15 protein-coding genes and 1 riboswitch are annotated in these 16202 nt (G+C 67.9%); of the genes, 8 read left to right on the top strand and 7 right to left on the bottom strand.

Features of this window, described 5'->3' with window-relative positions:
* Nucleotides 1-188 precede the first annotated feature (188 nt).
* Entirely contained in the window at nt 189-914 is a 726-nt protein-coding gene (locus BoBH3_RS21420) for an invasion associated locus B family protein (protein ID WP_262332887.1), read from the top strand.
* A 57-nt stretch (nt 915-971) separates the two neighbouring features.
* Here the strand turns inward: BoBH3_RS21420 and BoBH3_RS21425 are convergent, their stop codons facing one another.
* The 6 genes from BoBH3_RS21425 to BoBH3_RS21450 form a co-directional block, all read right to left on the bottom strand.
* A complete protein-coding gene (locus tag BoBH3_RS21425; RefSeq protein ID WP_262332888.1) occupies nt 972-1715 on the bottom strand; it encodes an ABC transporter ATP-binding protein in 744 nt (247 codons plus the stop codon).
* Nucleotides 1712-2695 carry a FecCD family ABC transporter permease gene (locus BoBH3_RS21430; protein WP_262332889.1) on the bottom strand — a complete coding sequence of 328 codons (984 nt, stop codon included), beginning with the start codon at nt 2693-2695 and terminating at the stop codon, nt 1712-1714. Before BoBH3_RS21430 ends, BoBH3_RS21425 begins: the two co-directional genes overlap by 4 nt.
* The gene (locus BoBH3_RS21435) at nt 2692-3567 is read right to left on the bottom strand and encodes an ABC transporter substrate-binding protein (RefSeq protein ID WP_262332890.1); all 876 of its coding nucleotides are present in this window, start codon (nt 3565-3567) and stop codon (nt 2692-2694) included. Before BoBH3_RS21435 ends, BoBH3_RS21430 begins: the two co-directional genes overlap by 4 nt.
* Nucleotides 3568-5739, bottom strand: a complete 2172-nt coding sequence (locus BoBH3_RS21440; protein WP_262332891.1) for a TonB-dependent receptor — start codon at nt 5737-5739, stop codon at nt 3568-3570. It abuts the gene before it with no gap.
* Nucleotides 5736-6494 (bottom strand): hypothetical protein, encoded by a 759-nt coding sequence (locus BoBH3_RS21445; RefSeq protein ID WP_262332892.1) that lies wholly within the window; start codon nt 6492-6494, stop codon nt 5736-5738. The genes BoBH3_RS21440 and BoBH3_RS21445 overlap by 4 nt, the downstream gene beginning before the upstream one ends.
* Nucleotides 6495-6728: 234 nt before the next feature.
* Nucleotides 6729-6935: riboswitch (cobalamin riboswitch) on the bottom strand.
* Nucleotides 6936-7024: 89 nt separating this feature from the next.
* Nucleotides 7025-8083, bottom strand: a complete 1059-nt coding sequence (locus BoBH3_RS21450) for a hypothetical protein (protein WP_262332893.1) — start codon at nt 8081-8083, stop codon at nt 7025-7027.
* 221 nt (nt 8084-8304) lie between these two features.
* Between BoBH3_RS21450 and BoBH3_RS21455 the strand changes: the two genes are divergently transcribed.
* The 3 genes from BoBH3_RS21455 (at nt 8305) to nhaA (ending at nt 11484) form a co-directional block, all read left to right on the top strand.
* On the top strand, nt 8305-9234 hold the full coding sequence (locus tag BoBH3_RS21455; protein ID WP_262332894.1) for a lytic transglycosylase domain-containing protein: 930 nt from the start codon (nt 8305-8307) through the stop codon (nt 9232-9234).
* Nucleotides 9235-9413: 179 nt separating this feature from the next.
* Nucleotides 9414-9992, top strand: a complete 579-nt coding sequence (locus BoBH3_RS21460) for a L,D-transpeptidase (RefSeq protein ID WP_262332895.1) — start codon at nt 9414-9416, stop codon at nt 9990-9992.
* 307 nt (nt 9993-10299) lie between these two features.
* Nucleotides 10300-11484 carry a Na+/H+ antiporter NhaA gene (nhaA, locus tag BoBH3_RS21465; protein WP_262332896.1) on the top strand — a complete coding sequence of 395 codons (1185 nt, stop codon included), beginning with the start codon at nt 10300-10302 and terminating at the stop codon, nt 11482-11484.
* A 25-nt stretch (nt 11485-11509) separates the two neighbouring features.
* On the opposite strand, the gene BoBH3_RS21470 is transcribed toward nhaA, so the two are convergent.
* Complete coding sequence (locus BoBH3_RS21470) at nt 11510-11869, bottom strand: gamma-butyrobetaine hydroxylase family protein (RefSeq protein WP_410050633.1); 360 nt, start codon at nt 11867-11869, stop codon at nt 11510-11512.
* A gap of 156 nt (nt 11870-12025) precedes the next feature.
* Here BoBH3_RS21470 and moaA point away from each other — a divergent pair, with 156 nt between their 5' ends.
* The 4 genes from moaA (at nt 12026) to BoBH3_RS21490 (ending at nt 16112) form a co-directional block, all read left to right on the top strand.
* A complete protein-coding gene (gene moaA, locus BoBH3_RS21475) occupies nt 12026-13039 on the top strand; it encodes a GTP 3',8-cyclase MoaA (RefSeq protein WP_262333071.1) in 1014 nt (337 codons plus the stop codon).
* Nucleotides 13040-13278: 239 nt separating this feature from the next.
* The gene (locus BoBH3_RS21480) at nt 13279-13863 is read left to right on the top strand and encodes a hypothetical protein (RefSeq protein WP_262332897.1); all 585 of its coding nucleotides are present in this window, start codon (nt 13279-13281) and stop codon (nt 13861-13863) included.
* A gap of 5 nt (nt 13864-13868) precedes the next feature.
* Entirely contained in the window at nt 13869-15338 is a 1470-nt protein-coding gene (locus BoBH3_RS21485; protein WP_262332898.1) for a hypothetical protein, read from the top strand.
* A 9-nt stretch (nt 15339-15347) separates the two neighbouring features.
* Nucleotides 15348-16112 carry a hypothetical protein gene (locus BoBH3_RS21490; protein WP_262332899.1) on the top strand — a complete coding sequence of 255 codons (765 nt, stop codon included), beginning with the start codon at nt 15348-15350 and terminating at the stop codon, nt 16110-16112.
* Nucleotides 16113-16202 lie beyond the last annotated feature (90 nt).

Below are 16202 nucleotides of genomic sequence, written 5' to 3' on the forward strand. Positions count from 1 at the left end.
GATTTTGCCATCGATTTAGCGCCAATAGATTTCGGCGGATTCTCGCTGTCGATGACAAGCCGGCGCCCGACGGCACCTGGCCCATCGGGTGCCGGAACGGGATCGTCCGACACCGTCACCGCACGCGGCGAGGCTCGCTTCGCCCATCGAGATTCACGTTGCTACGCATCGCTTGCGAGATTCGGACAATGCCCAAGGACTTCCGCCTTCCGCTCTTTCTGGCCGCCGGGCTCCTGGCAGTCGCCGGCACCACGACATGGCCCCGCCCGGCACTGGCGCAGGACGCTTCCGCCACGGAGCAGGAGGATGCGCCGGCAACCAGCGCCGAGCCGGCGCGACGGGCGCCCGCGAAGCCTGCGCCAAAGCCTGCTGCCGTAGCCAAGCCGCCGGCCCGCCCCGGCCAGCCGATCGCACAGGCCCCGGCACAGCCGGCCGTGAGCCAGCCGGCAGCTGCTGCCGCCAGCCTGCCGAACGGCGCCGCCGCCATCAACGAGGTCTATGGCGACTGGACCGTCGACTGCCGGATCACGGACGGACGCAAAGCGTGCGCGCTAAGCCAGCAGCAGGGCAACAGCCAGACCAATCAGCGCGTCTTCGCCATCGAGCTGCGCGCGCCGAAGGGCGGCAAGGCCGAGGGCACCATCCTGATGCCCTTCGGGCTGCGGCTCGAGAACGGCGCGGTCCTGCGGCTCGACGACAAGGACCTCGGCCAGGGCCTGCGCTTCTCGACCTGTGTGCCCGCAGGCTGCCTGCTGCCGATATCCTTCCCGACGGTCGCGACCGATGCGCTTCAGAAGGGCAAGACGCTGACGGCAGCCGCGCTCAACCTCTCGACCGGCGAGGCCGTCACCTTCAACGTCTCGCTCAACGGGTTCGCCGCCGCCCTAACCCGCATCGCAAAGCTCGACGACTAGCGGCGGTTGCATGGCGGCGGGCCGCGACGGGGCGGTCCTGCCCTGGATCTCGGCTCCTCAGCCAAGGCCGATGACCCAGTCGCGATCCACGCGGCGCTGCTCGGCTTGGAGGCGCAGCCCGAACGCCGCCTCGAAGGCAGGCGCATGGAGCAGGCCCGAAGCAGGCTCATCGGCGACGACGCGCCCTCCATCCAGCAGGACGAGCCGGTCGCAGAACCGCAGGGCGAGGTCGATGTCGTGCATGACGACGACGGCCAGCGCCGAAGCCGCATAGCGCTTCAGCCGCTCCAGCAAGGCGAGCCGGTGGCGCATGTCGAGGGCGGCGCCCGGTTCGTCGGCGAGCACCAGAGATGGCCTCGTCACCAGAGTGGCGGCCAGCATCGTCCGGGCGCGTTCTCCGCCGGAGAGTTGGCTCCAGCGCCGATCCGAAAGCTCCTCGACCCCATGCTCCCGGAGAGTTTCGTCGACCGCGCGCGCTCCGACCGAGTTGCGGTCACGGCCGAGCGCGACGATCTCCGCTACGGAATAGTCCCAGGCGGGTGCGAATTGCTGCGGGCAGTATCCGCAGACCGAGCCGCGTTCGGCCGCTGTCCATGACGAGAGCGGGCGACCGCCCCACAGCAGCTCGCCGCGATCCGGGCGGCGATAACCGGCAAGACAGCGCAGCAGCGTCGACTTCCCCGCGCCGTTGGGGCCGAGGATGCCGACCAGTGCCGGCGCCTCGAAAGTGAGGTTCACACCATCGAGAAGCACAGTTCCGCCGGCCCGTGCGCCGAGTTCACGACATTCGAGCCGCATCATGACTTCAGCCTCCGCGCCAGAAGCAGAAGAAAGAAGGGTCCGCCGATCAGCGCTGTGACCAGCCCGAGCGGGATTTCCGCGGGCGGCAAGATGGCGCGCGCGATGCCGTCGCAGATGGCGACGAGCGCAGCGCCGATGAGCGCGCTCGCCGGCATCAGCGCGCGATGCCGCGGCCCGATCCACCAGCGCGCGATGTGAGGCGCGATCAGGCCGACGAAGGCGACGAGCCCGCCAAAGGCCACCGCCGCCGCAACGATGGCCGCGCCGATCAGGACAGCGCGCCGCGCGAAACGGGCTGGATCGAGCCCGAAGGCGAAGGCCTGCTCGTCGCCGAGGCCGAGCAGATCGAGCCCATGCGCGAGCCAGAGCGCCAGTGCCAGCCCGGCTGCCACGAGGGCCGTCAGCAGGAGCAGGCCGGTCAGATCGGGCGTCTGGATGCCGCCGAGCGTCCAGCTGAGCACGACCTGGAGATTCACCGTATCGTCGGACAGCGCCAGCATCAGGAAGGAGCGCAACGCACCGAGCATGGCCGCGACGGCGACACCTGCGAGCAAAAGCCCTGCCGTGTCCGGGCGGCCATGAAGCCCGGATACCGCCAGCACCAGCCAGGTAGCCCCCCATGCGCCGGCGAAGGAGAGAGCCGCGAGCGACGGGCCGCCGGGAAGGCCGAGCGGCACGAGCAGCGCAATTGTCGCACCGATGGCGGCGCCGCCCGAGGCGCCGAGCAGGTAAGGCTCCGCGAGAGGGTTGCGGAAGACACCCTGGAAGATCGCACCGCCGAGCCCAAGCAGCGCACCGACCAATGCCGCAGCCGCGACGCGCGGCAGGCGCCAAAGCAGAAGCAGGCGACTTTCCATATCGGTTGCGCCCGACATGGCGCGCAGAAGCCGCTGTGGCGAAGCCCAGTCCTGGCCCGCCATCGCGGCGAAGACGACAGCCGCGACGAGGATTGCTGCCATGGCGGCGAAGCGGGCCTTCATGGCGAGCCCCTGCGCAGCCGGGCTGCGAGCTTCTCGATGCCGTCGACGGTCCTCGGCCCGGGGATGAGGAATTCGGCGCGGGCGACCGTGTAGGCGCGCCCTTCCCTCACCGCGCGCGACAGGCGCCAGCCGGGCTGCGCCGCGAGCGCGTCGAGATCGGCCTGCGTGCCGGCGAAGAGCAGCACATCGGGATCGGCGGCCACAATCGCCTCCGGTGAGACGTGGGAGACGATGCTGCGTTCGAGAGCATGGCGGCCGCCGGCCCTGACGATCGCATCCCCTGTATAGGTGTCGGCGCGGGCGATCAGCACGAGGCCATTGCCGAGCCGACCCGTGATCATCACCACGCGAGGCGCCGCGGCCGCCAAGCCGCTCTCGACTGCGACCAGCCGCATTTCGAGCCCCCGCGCGACGGCTTCACCGCGTTCGGGCACGCCGGCCGCCCGGCCGACGAGGCGCAGATTGTCCATCACCTCCGCGACGCTGCGGGCCAGCAGGACAACGACCGGCACGCCGAGCCGCGTCATCGGATCGATCAGCTGGTGCATCGCCTGGCGTGCGGGGGTGACGATCAGCAGGTCCGGCCGCTGTGCGACGATGGCATCGACGGAGAAGCCGAGCCGGCCGCCGACCTGCGGCTTCTGCGTCATCTCCGGCGGAAAACGGGTATAGGCTTCCACACCCACGACACGGTCGGACAGGCCGAGTGCCGCCACCAGCTCGGCGTTCGAGGCGAAGATCGGCACGATCCGCAGCGGCGGTCGCGCGACCTCCACCTGCCGGCCAACCGCATCGGTCAACCGCACCGGCTCGGCGGCGGCCGGAGCCGCGACGCCGATGAGGCTCGCGAGGACGAGAGCGACGTGCAGCATTCAGAACCGCGCCTGCAAACCGGCCTGCAGCTCCAGCCCTGGCATGGAAGTGCCGTAGCCGCCGTTCGCGAAGCGGGAATCGAGCTTGTACGGCTTCTTGTCGATGCCGATGAAGATCGGGTGCTCGTTCTTGTCGAACAGGTTATTGACCAGCGCGAAGAGCTTGACGCCCTTGGCGACCTCGACTTCGCCGCGCAGGTTCACCACCCAGAACGGGCTCTTGCGGTGGATCCAGTCGCGGTTGGGCTCGGCGAAGGTGATCAACAGGTTTTCTTCTGTATTGTACCACATCGGCCCGTACAGCACGCCCGAGACCTGCACCGACCAGGGGAAGCGCACGCCGCTCTGCCCGAAACGCGTGCCGATCGCCGCCTGGTATTCATACATGCGTTCGGGCTTGCGGCTGTTGGCCGTCGCCGCGACGCCCTTGTCCTCCATGTCGAAGTTCCAGGAGCCGTTGCCGAACACCGACCAGCGCCATGCGGCGTCGGCGTACCCGGCGAGCTTCAGGATGTCGGCGTCGAGCTGCAATTCGACACCGCGCACGACGACGTCGGCAGAATTGTTGGCGTAGTCGGAGGTGTTGGCCACGTCCGTGCGGGCGCGGGTGTTGATGCGATCGGAGATCACGTTCTGGAAGATCGCGAAATCCGCGCGCCAGCCCTCGCCGGCATAGGCGGCACCGGCCTCGACCTGCTCGCTGGTCTCCGGCTTCAGCGCGGGATTGCCGAAGATGCGGCCGCCGCCCAGCGTGTTGAAGTCGGCAGCGAGTTCGGTTGCCGTGGGCGCGCGGAAGCCGGTCGCATAGCCGACGCGGAAGGTCAGCTTGTCGGTGGCCTTGAAGGTCGCGCCGGTCGAGTACGTCGTCGCCTGGTAGTCGACCTCGCGCGGACGCTGGCCGGCCAGATTCGGCGTGTATTCGAAGCTCGTCGTGCCGAAGGTGCGGCGCACGCCGGCGCGCAGCGTGACGCGATCGTCGAGGAGCTTCTGCGAGTCCTCGATGTAGAGCGCGTTGACCGTCTCGGACTGGTTGTTGTCCTGCGGCGAGACCGGCGCGAGCGGATTGCCGGGAACTCCGATGCGGTCCCGGATCGAGCGCAGCGTGCTGCGCTCCCAATCCCAGCCGGCGAGGAGGTCGTTACCGGCCCAGAGCGTCATACTCGGCTGGAAGCGCGTGCCGATGACGTCGAGTTCGCGGCGATTATAGTCGGCGGCAGTGCCGAGTGCCGGCAGTCCCGTGCCACCGCGAATGACCGGCGAGGCCCAGCGGAAATTGTCCACGTCCTGCACGGCATAGCCCTGCAGCATCCAGCGATACTGACCGCCGGGAAGCTGTCCCCGATAGGTCATGTCGAAGGAGCTGTTGTAGCGGTCCTCCTGGCTGATCGTGTTGGCGCCGGAACCGCGGAAGCCGACATCGTAGATGCCGTCGGTGCGCAAAGTCGTCTCGATGCGATGGTCCGGGTTGATCTGGAGGCCGAGCGCGCCGGCGAGGCCCATCCGCTTCCAGCCGGTGTTCGCCATCGTCGTGCCACCGCGCCCCGAATGGTAGTCGTCGCGCTGCCCGCCCGTAATTCCGGCATAGTAGTCGATGCTGTCATAGAGGCCGCCGGTCTGGGCCTTGCCTTGCAGGAGCCCCCAGGAGCCGCCGGCCCCCTCGATCATCGTGCCCGGCGCCGTGCGGCCGGTCTTCAGGATGATGTTGATGACGCCGCCGATGTTCTGGCTGCCATAGACGACCGAGGACGGGCCACGAATGATTTCGATGCGCTCGACATCGGCCGTCGAGAGCTTGGAGAGGTTGGCCGTGCCGGCGCGCCGCCCGTTCATCAGCACCAGCACCTGGCTGCGGAAATCCTTGCCCTGCCCGTCGCTGGCGCCGCCGCGAATGTTCATCGAGGTCTGGCCGGGGGTCCATTGGCTGAAGAAGCCGACGGCGTTCTCGGCGAGCAGGTCGGTGACCGACTGCGCATGGGTCCGCTCGATCTGCTCGGAATCGATTACCTGGACGGTGCCGGGGATGCTGCTGCGCGGCTCAGGCCGGCCCGTCGCCGTGACGACGAGCTCATCGAGGTTGATCTCGGTCTGGGCGGAGGCAGGCAGCGCCGAGGCGACAGCCGACAGGCACGTCGCGGCGAGCAGGGAGGCTTTGCGGGCGTTCAGGCGGATCATGGCAGGTTCCAGACGAGGATGGCCGAGCGGCGATGGCAGGACAGGCGCATTCCGGCCGAGGTCGGCTCGGCCTGTGCACGAAGATGGGAGAACAGCTGCGGGCGCCGCGGATCGTCGGGCGGCCAGCCGAGCCGATCCGCCTGAAATGCGGCGAAGGCCGGCAGGTCCGGCAGCACGAGGGAAAAGGTCCAGTCGACGGCGTCCGAACGGTCGGGCTGATGGCTGCCGAGCTGAGGCAGGACGAGATCGATTCCGGGCGTCTCGTCTTCCCCATGCCATTCGCGTGGCAGGCAGGCGGAGAGGATCAAACCCTTGGGCGCGGCCTGAGCGGCCACGATCCAGATGATCCGGCGTCGGGCCCAGCGCCGGCAGCGCTCCAGGAAGCCGACGGCATCCGTGAAGTAGCCCGGCATGGTCGCGGCGAGCACCGTATCGGCCGGGTCGCAATCGACATCCTCGTCGCTCCAGCCGCGCGGGATGATCACCGGCGGCGGCGAGAAGGCGGCGAGCCGCTGCTGCATCGTCGGGGACGGCTCGATCGCGGTCCACCGCGCTCCGGGCGCGCGCAGGGCCGCGCCGAGCTGCCCTCCCCCGGCGCCGACATCGATCAGATCGCCGATCCCGCAAGCGAGCCGGCGGATCGGCGGTGCAACGCGCGCGACGTAGTCGGATGTGTCGATGGCGCTGGCGTACAGCGCGAGCGGGTCCAGCGGCGCCGATTGGGGCGCATGGCGGTAGGCAGAGGCGTGTCTCATGCTCGCCTCTTTAATGCAATGTTATAACATTGCAACTTCCAATCCCAAGCCTTGAAGCTCCGGATGCAATTCGAGCGGCATCGCTCGCGCGGCCGTATCTCGGCCGCCTCGAAAATCTCAACATGGTCGTCCAGCCCCTCGCTGACGCGGCTCGGGGCAAAGGGAGGAAGCGCGGCAGATGGACGGCAGGCGCCCAGTGCACAGCGATTCCGCCGGACACCCCGCCCGCGCGACATCATCAACTGCGTCGGGGCAGGTCTCCTGGCTCGCGGGTCGCTGCTTTCGGGCCGTCTTCCCGGCGCAAGCGCCAGTGACTTCAAATGGCCGAAAGCTCTCCGCTCACAGTTGCGGGGGCAGCTCCGGATTTTGCGCTTCAGCGCGCATCACCGGATTCCCTCTTAGCTTCGGATCGCTCCGAAGACCTCGACACCTTCAATCTAGATGGCAGAAATGTGGCGTCAAGCGACCTTAGGGAAAGCGCGTCGAAGGTTGTGGATCGCGGCTGGCTTCTGCGAGGGATGGGAGCGAAATCAGCGCGTCACGCGCGCCGCGCCATCCGCGAGAGGCTCGCCGCCCTTCATGATCGCGACCAGTTCCTCGCCGAAGCGGCCCGCCACAGGCAGGCGGAAATGCAGAGGGTCCCAGTAATTTGTGTCCTGAGCCGTGATCGGCGAGGCATGGGCGTAGTCCGCGACCGTCGCGCCATGGCGGCGGGCGAGCGCCCGAATCTCGGCCTTGCAGGCGGCGTAACGCTGCCAGGCGACCGAGCCTTGGCGCGGATAATTGGCCAGATGCGCGGGCGGCAGGACGAGCAGCACCTGCGTCTGCTTCGGGAAGGCCGAGACCTCTTCCTCCAGCCAGACCAGGGCCGGGAAGCGCCAGCCGGCGCGCTCCGCCTCCGGCACAATCTCCGGCGTCGTCAGAGGCGAGGTGTCGATCGGCCTGCCGCCGCTGCCGGCATAGATGTGCCAGCGCGCCCGGCCGAGGTCATAGCTCGCCTCGGGCGGGGTGAAGACCTCGTAGCCATCGCCGCGAATGCGCTCGCGCGACCAACCGAGGCGATAGGCCATGAGCCGCCCGGCGATCTCCAGATTGGTCAGGTTGAGCAGCCTCGGCCAGTCGAGGGGGCTCACCTCGCGCCAGAACCAGTCCGGCACAGGCCGCGGCGTCAGGCGCTTGGCGGGATCCGTCGCGTCCGCCTCGCACCAGGTCGTATCGAGACCCCAGACCACCCGCTTTGGGGCGCTGACATGCTCGCGGAAGAGCCGCGCCATGCCGCTCTGCTCCCAGGGCGTGGCGGCGTTCATCGCAAGATTGGCGAAGCGGGCGTCGAGGCCGCTCGACAGCAGCTGCGGATCGACGAGCCGCATGGTCGAGGTGCCGAGCACCGCCGCATCGAAACGGCCGGAGCGCACGAGCTGCGGATACATGAAGCGCTGGTTGATATCCATGATCGGCCGCGCCACCTGCCCGGCTCCGACGCGCAAGCCGAAGGGATCGAGCCCCGCCACGAAGGCGAAGAGCAGGCAGGCCGTGCCGACCGCCGCCAGCAGGAACCATCGCGACCATGTCACCCAGGCCTTCGCCATTCCGGCCTTCCACCTCCAGAACCAAATGCGGCGCCCTCTTCGCACAGGCTGCGGCCACGCGACAACGCGAAAGCGCACTCTGATCATCGCGCGTCCTATCGGACACAGTCACGACGATCGACCGCTTTGTTATCGCATCGAATTGTTCCGAAAAGTGGATTCCACTTTTCGGTCCGATGCTGTGGCTGGCGACCTTTGCGCGCTCATGCCAGAAATGCCGGATGATCCGGCGCCGCCCCAGCCGTCCCGCCCGCCTTGCGCAGCGGCTCGCCACGATGCTGATCGCCTGCGGGCTCATGTCCGGCCCGCTGCCGGCCGCCGAGGAGCCGCTGCCGCCCTCCTCCGGCATCCAGGATGCGCTCTGCCGGCTGATCGACGATGCGGCACGGGACCATTCCGTGCCGGCCGCCTTCCTGACCCGGCTGATCTTCCAGGAATCGAGCTTTCGCCCGCATGTCACCAGCCCGGCGGGCGCACAGGGCGTGGCGCAGTTCATGCCGGGCACAGCGCGCGAGCGCGGCCTCGCCGACCCGTTCGACCCGGAGCAGGCCGTGCCGAAGGCGGCGCATTTCCTGGCTGAGCTGCGCGACCGTTTCGGCAATTGGGGGCTCGCCGCCGCGGCCTATAATGGCGGGCCGAACCGCCTCGCCGGCTGGCTCGCGGCGCGCGCGGCCGGGCAGCCTCGCTTCCTGCCGATGGAGACGGAGAATTACGTTCTGCTCATCACCGGCGTGCCGGTGGATGACTGGGCGCGGGAGGCCGCCGACCTCTCCAATGGCGACGCCCGCTCGCCGCCGCCACGCGCCGCGACCCGGGACCCGCAAGGCGGCTGCCAGCCTACCCTGGTCGCGATCCGGCAGTCGCGCCCTACCCTGCCCGACATCGCAGAGGCACCCTTCGCGCCCTGGGGCGTGCAGCTCGCCGGGAATTTCTCGAAAGCCCGGGCGCTCGCGGCCTTCCAGCGGGCCGGAGCCCGCCACCGCACCGTGATCGGCGAGCTGCAGCCGATGGTGATCGGCACAAGGCTGCGCAGCCGCGGTACGCGCCCGTTCTACCGGGTGCGCCTGCCGGCAGCGACCCGTGCCGAGGCAACCTTGCTCTGCCGGCGCATCCAGGTGGATCGCGGCGCTTGCGTGGTGCTCAGAAGCTAGAAGGCTCCTGTCGAATGTTGCATGCAGGCAACGGGAAACGGCAAAGCTCAGGCGCTCTCATCGATGTGATGGAAGCGCGATTGCAGGGAACCATTGAAGCTGACAGGACATTGTGGAGACGTTGACTTTTTCGCGTCAACTTCGTGTTCCGTGCCGTCCCGACCGCCCGAGGTTCCTCTATGATCCGCTCCGCTCGCCTGGCATTGCTCGCCGGCCTTGGTTTGCTCGCGCTCGGCTCCGCCGCCCGGGCCGAAATCGACCCCCTGACCCGCCAGCCGCTCGTCGTCTATGCCGATCCGGCCAAGGCGCAGGCCACCGCCATCCCGCGCGAGGTCGTCGACTATCCGACGAAGCATCGGCCGGGCACGATCGTGATCGACAGCGCTGAGCGCCGACTCTACTACGTGATGTCGGATGGCAAGGCGATGCGCTACGGCGTCGGCGTCGGTCGCCCGGGCTTCGACTGGGCCGGCAGCCAGACCATCACCCGCAAGGCCGAGTGGCCGACCTGGACCCCGCCCGCACAGATGCTGAAGCGCCGCCCCGACCTGCCGCGTTTCATGCCCGGCGGCCCCGAGAACCCGATGGGCGCGCGCGCCATGTATCTCGGCTCGACGCTCTACCGCATCCACGGCTCCAACGAGCCGGAGACGATCGGCCAGGCCGTCTCGTCGGGCTGCATCCGCATGCTCAACGAGGACGTGATCGACCTCTACGAGCGTGCCAAGGTCGGCACCCGCGTCGTCGTCGCCCGCTGATCGCGGCCGATATTCCAGATCGGAAGAGGCCGGCGGCGACGCCGGCCTTTTTCATTTTCCGCGGCGGCCTTTCAGCAGGCCGAAGCCGCTCGAAAGTTGCGGAGGCTCTTCGTTGATGCGATAGAGGATTCGGGTGCTCCGTCCGAGGGATGGACGGGCAGGGTCATCGCTGGTCGGGCCGCCAGCGATGGAGGCTTGTACCTGTGTCTCTGCTCACCTTCGCACATCCTCTCGCTGTGCATTCCGCCCCGGACCAACCGATTATCCAGAAGCAGATTGCCGTCGCTTTCGGCCGGGATATGCGCCGATGAGCGGACCTTCCGAGTCGCGCCGGGCCTATCAGACGCTTCGCGCTTTCCTTCATAACGAGGCATCCGGCGGGCTCATCCTGATGGCGGTGGCGTTCCTCGCCATCGTGATCGCGAACTCGCCGCTGGCCCCGGCCTATTTCCAGGCCCTGCGCAGCTATGTCGGCCCGCTCAACCTGCTGCACTGGATCAACGACGCCCTGATGGCGGTGTTCTTCCTGCTCGTCGGGCTCGAGATCAAGCGCGAGATGCTGGACGGGCAGCTCTCCAGCTGGACGCGCCGCCTGCTGCCCGGCATCGCCGCGGCAGGCGGGATGGTGGTGCCCGCGCTCATCTACCTCGCCTTCAACGGCGGCGACCCGCAGACGGCGCGCGGCTGGGCGATCCCCACCGCCACGGATATCGCATTCGCGCTCGGCGTCCTCTCCCTACTCGGCCCACGGGTGCCGAGCTCGCTCAAGGTCTTCCTGGCGGCCCTCGCCATCATCGACGACCTCGGCGCCGTCATCATCATCGCGCTGTTCTATTCGTCGGGCGTCTCGATCGGCGACCTAGCGGGAGCGGCATTCATCTTCGCCGCGCTGGCTCTGATGAATCGGGAGGGCGTCAAGCATCTCTCCGCCTATCTGCTGCTCGGCCTCATCCTCTGGGTCTTCGTCTATCGCTCCGGCGTGCACGCGACGGTTGCGGGCGTCCTTCTTGCCTTGACGATCCCACTGCAGCGGACGCCGGGGACACCCGAGGCCTCGCCCGAAGCTTCGCCGCTGCATCGGCTCGAGCGCGCCCTCCACGTCCCGGTCGCCTTCGTCATCGTGCCGATCTTCGGCTTCGCCAATGCCGGCGTGTCCTTCGCCGGGGTTTCGGCAGCAGTGCTGCTGGAACCGCTCTCGCTCGGGGTCGCGGGCGGCCTCGTCATCGGCAAGCTCGTCGGGGTGTTCGGAGCGGTCTTCCTGATGGTGCGCCTCGGCCTGGCGGACCTGCCGGCGGCGGCAAGCTGGATGCAGGTCTTCGGCGTCGCTCTGCTTTGCGGCATCGGATTCACGATGAGCCTTTTCATCGGCCTGCTCGCCTTCGACGACCCCGACCTGCAAAGCCGCATGAAGTTCGGGATCCTAGCCGGCTCCCTGATCGCGGGCATTGGCGGCTACACCGTCCTGCGCTTCGCCAAGCGGGAACAGCGCTGAACCGAACGCTGGCGCGCGTGCCGCTCTAGCGGCGCTCGCGGGAGAGCCCCTTCTCCGCCAGCGCCGCCTCATAGGCCTGCATCTTGGCGTCCAGTTGCTCGCCGAGTTCGCGCAGGTAGTCCCAGGCGTAGAGGCCGGTGTCGTGCATGTCGTCGAAGCCGAGCCGCACGGCATAATTGCCGACCGGCTCGACTCGCAGGATCTCCACGGCCGCCTTCCCGGCGACCAGCGTCTTCTGGCTCGGATGATGGCCCTGCACCTCGGCAGAGGGGCTTTCGACGCGCAGAAGTTCGGCCGGCAGGGCGAAGCTCGCCCCATCGTCGAAGGTGACGTGGAGGGTGCGGCGGTCCTTCGAGAGGCGGATCTCGGTAGGCCAGGATGACATGATCGTGCTCACCTCTCGGGACGGTGCGACCGCGCTACGCTTGACGCAGGCCGCATCGATGCCAATGTCTCGCTATAGCAATGTAAGACGGTGTCCGCATCCGGGGTGGAAGCGGGCCCGAGGTTCGGAGTTGAGGCAGACGTGCTGCTCGACGACATGAAGCCGCTGACGCGGCCAGCGCTGGTCGATCCGTTCGGCCGCCAGATTTCCTATCTGCGCATCTCGGTGACGGATCGCTGCGATTTCCGCTGCGTCTACTGCATGGCCGAGAACATGGAGTTCCTGCCCAAGCGCGAGTTGCTGACGCTGGAGGAACTCGACCGCATCGCAACCGCTTTCGTCGCACGCGGCACGAAGAAGCTCCGGCTCACCGGCGGCGAGCCGCTGGTGCGCCGCGACATCATGAGCCTGTTCCGCTCACTCTCTCGCCACCTGACCTCTGGCGCGCTGGAGGAGCTGACGCTGACGACGAACGGCTCGCTGCTGCACCGCTATGCCGACGAGCTGGCGGGCTATGGCGTCCGCCGCATCAATGTCTCGATCGACACGCTCGATCCTGACAAGTTCCGCGAAATCACCCGCCGGGGCGACCTGAAGGTGGTGCTTGCCGGCATCGAGGCCGCGCGGAAGGCCGGCATGAGGGTCAAGATCAATGCCGTCGCGCTGAAGGGCGTCAACGACGACGAGATCGAGCAGCTGATGCTGTGGTCGCACGGCCTCGGCATGGATCTGACCCTGATCGAGGTCATGCCGATGGGCGAGATCGAGGCGGGCCGGATCGACCAGTACCTGCCGCTCTCGGTGGTGCGCGGGCGGCTGATGGACAAGTACACGCTCGTCGACGATCCCTACCGCACCGGCGGGCCGGCGCGTTATGTCCGCGTCAAGGAGACCGGCGGGCTCGTCGGCTTCATCACGCCGCTGACGCATAATTTCTGCGAGAGCTGCAACCGCGTTCGCCTCACCTGCACCGGCACGCTCTATATGTGCCTGGGGCAGGAAGATGCTGCCGATCTGCGCGCCGCGGTGCGCTCCTCGCAGGACGACACGCTGCTCTTCAAGGCGATGGACGAGGCGATCGCCCGCAAGCCCAAGGGCCACGACTTCGTCATCGACCGCCGCCATTCCCGGCCTGCGGTAGGCCGCCACATGAGCGTCACGGGCGGCTGAGCAGGCCCCTCCGTCTCCATGAGCCCTCATCCTGAGGAGCCATTCCGTTGGGAATGGCGTCTCGAAGGATGCTCCCGGCGTTTCCGGAGATATCTGGAACATCCTTCGAGACGCAAGCTGCGCTTGCTCCTCGGGATGAGGGCTCACATTCCGCGGGCGGCACCGCCTCTATCCCGCCTTCCCTTGACCGGCCCGGCGAAAGCGGTAACCGTCATTTCATGGCGGCTCGGTTGCGTTCGATGGTTCAGATTGTTGCGGGCCGCATGCGCGGGGCCGCGAGCGCAATCCGTGAAGCCGTGCTCCAGGCCCATGCAGCGCGGCTCGCCATCATGGCGGCCCGGCTGCGCAAGGGACTGCCGCTTCCCGCCATCCTTCTCGCCGGCATCCTGATCTTCTGCGGCTGGCTGGCCTTGTCCTCGGGGCGCAGCGTCTTCGCGGTGCTTTCGCCCGCCTGGCCCATCGCTGCTGGAATCGTCGCGACCATCGCGGGGCTTGCCGTGCTGGAGCTTTGCGCCGCCTTCGCGATCACGCTGCTGACGGCAGCGCTGCAACTCGCCTACGACACAGGCCGGCATCGCGTGCGGGCACTGCTCGTCATCGCAAGCGGCCTCGCGCTGGCGGGCCTCGGCTGGCGTCTGGCGGAACTCGAGCCCGCAGCTCTGCACGCTGCTCTCCTGCCTATCGTCGGCAGCTTTGGGCTTCTCGCGCTGACGATCTGGTTCGAGCGCGCTTACTTACGCCCCGCTTATCCGGGTTTCCGCGATTTCTGGGTCGATGTCGTCGCGGCCCGGCACTTCCTGACGCGAGCCGCGCATGGTGAGTGAGAATCATGGCGAGTGAGAACGGCCATGCAGCCCCGGCCCGCGGCGGCCTTCCCCCGCTGACGGCGCATCATCTGGCGGAATCGGTCAAGGCCGGGCATTACGGCGCGAGCGACGCGGTCGAGAACCTGCCGCCTGCCGATTCCACCATGCTCTCCCAGACCGAGCAGACGCTGATCGCCCGCGCACGGGAGCATTTCACGGCGCTGCGGCAGGAGGCGGCCGCGAGCCTCAACGCCATCCAGGCGCAGGTGGCGAGCCGGCGCGACCTGTTCACGCAGCAGCGCTTCGAAGGCCGCGTTCGCGGCGTCGAGGCCACCATGCGCGCGATGCTCAACAAGCACGGCAGCGAGCTGGAGCAGCGCATCTACGACGCGCTCCGGGCCAAGCGCGAATACGCGTTCTTCAACTACGAGAACAAGCGCCGGGCCGATCCGAAGCTCGACAAGTGGCAGTTCATCCTGTTCTTCCTGGTCGTGCCGCTGGTCCTGGAAAGCCTGCTCAACGGCAATTTCTTCGCGGAGGCCAGCGATTTCGGCCTGATCGGCGGCGCGGCGACGGCCGTCATCATCTCGGCGCTCAACATCGCGCTCGGCTTCTTCATGGGGGTGGGGCCGGCGCGCTATTGCCAGCATGTGAAGAGCTCGCACCTGTTCTGGGCGCTGCCGGCCTATGCCGGGATGATCGCGCTGATCGTGCTGTTCAACCTCGCGGTCGGGCACTATCGCGAAATGCTGATCGCCAACCCGGATTCGCGCTCCTATCAAGTCATGCTGCGCGTGATGGAGAGCCCCTTCGCGATCTACGACATCAAATCGGTCGCGCTCGTCATCATCGGCTGCATCGTCGCCTTCGTCGCGGCTACCAAGGGCTATTCCGCCTTCGGCACCTACCCGGGCCATGCCGCCGCCTATAAGCGCTGGCGCCAGCGCTGGACCGCGGTGGAAGAGGAGCGGCGCCGGCTCGATGTCGGGCTGCTGCCGGAGCTGGAGGCGATCCGCACCCAGATCGACGGCTTCCGCGAGGATTGCCGCGAGGAACTCGGCAAGCTGCAGGGCGTGAAGACCGCGACCGAGAAGGCGCGCGACCTCTATGTCTCCCGCCTCGGCCAGCTTCGCGCGGCCAAGGACGCCGCGATGATGCAGTATCGCGAAGCGAATCTCAGGGTGCGCACCGACCTGCCGCCGGCTTATTTCGCGCAATCGCTCAACCTCGCGGAGATCGACCAGCCGGGGGAGCTGCCCGAGTATGTCGCCACGCGCCGGCAGATCGAGGATTTCGAGCAGCAGCTTGCCGGCATGCCGGCGCTGATCGAGACGAAGCTGCGCGACCGGCTGATGCTGCTGCGCGGCGTCGATCTCGCCAGCGAGATCGAGCAGGTGAAGCTGCGCGCCGCACAGGCTGGGCGCGAGGCCTTCGAGCAGGACGAGGCGGCCCAGAAGCAGGCGGCAGAGGAATTCGCCGCAATGCCGCGCTAGGATCACCGGATGAAGACCGAGAATCTGGCGATCGTCGCCTCCGTGCTTGCCGGCGTCGCCCTCATCGGCTTCTTCGCGGCCCCTTCCCTGTTGCGCGGCCCGCCGCGCGATCAGGAGACTCTCTGCCCGAAGACCGGCCCGGTCGGACACACCCTGATCCTCGTCGACAAGAGCGATCCGTGGAGCGAGGTGCAGGCGGGGCGCTTGAAGAAGCTGGTGAAGCAGGTCGGCGACGAGCTTCCCGCCGACCGCATGCTCTCGATCTATGTCTTCAACGACGTGTTCGAGCCGGGTTTCCCCTCGTTGGTCTCGCTCTGCAATCCGGGGAAGACGGCGAGCGAGCTGATCGGCAACCCGCGGCGTGAATACGTCAAATGGGTCGAGAAATTCGGCCGCCCGCTCGACGAGGCCATGACCGTTCTGACCCAGCCGGCGAAGGGCAACCAGTCCCCGATCGTCGAGGCCATCGGAGACGTCGTCTCGCGCCGCGAGAACCGCGTGCCGAACGGGGACCGCAAGATCCTGCTGGTCTCCGACATGCTGCAGAACTCCGGCCAGTTCACCGTTTTCGGCACTGCAGCCGGCGCGCGCGACCCCGAGCGGCTGCGCCGCCTGCTCGGCAAGGTCTGGCAGGATTCGGGCGCATCGAGCTGGGAGCTCAGCGTGCATCAGGTGCAGGGCGTCTACGACGCTGCCCGGCTGGAGCAGGCCGCGACGCTCTGGAAGCAGGCCTTCCAGAAGCTCAACGTCACGGTGAACTGGGACAGGCTCTGAGAGGCCCGGCGTCACAACCCGCACGCCTCCCCTGCCCGAGACGCATTGGACCGCGTAGCTTCCCGGCTGTATGCCAGTCTCCTAGTCAGC

It is taken from the genome of Allobosea sp. BH3 (genome assembly GCF_025499465.1).
Classification (GTDB): domain Bacteria; phylum Pseudomonadota; class Alphaproteobacteria; order Rhizobiales; family Beijerinckiaceae; genus Allobosea.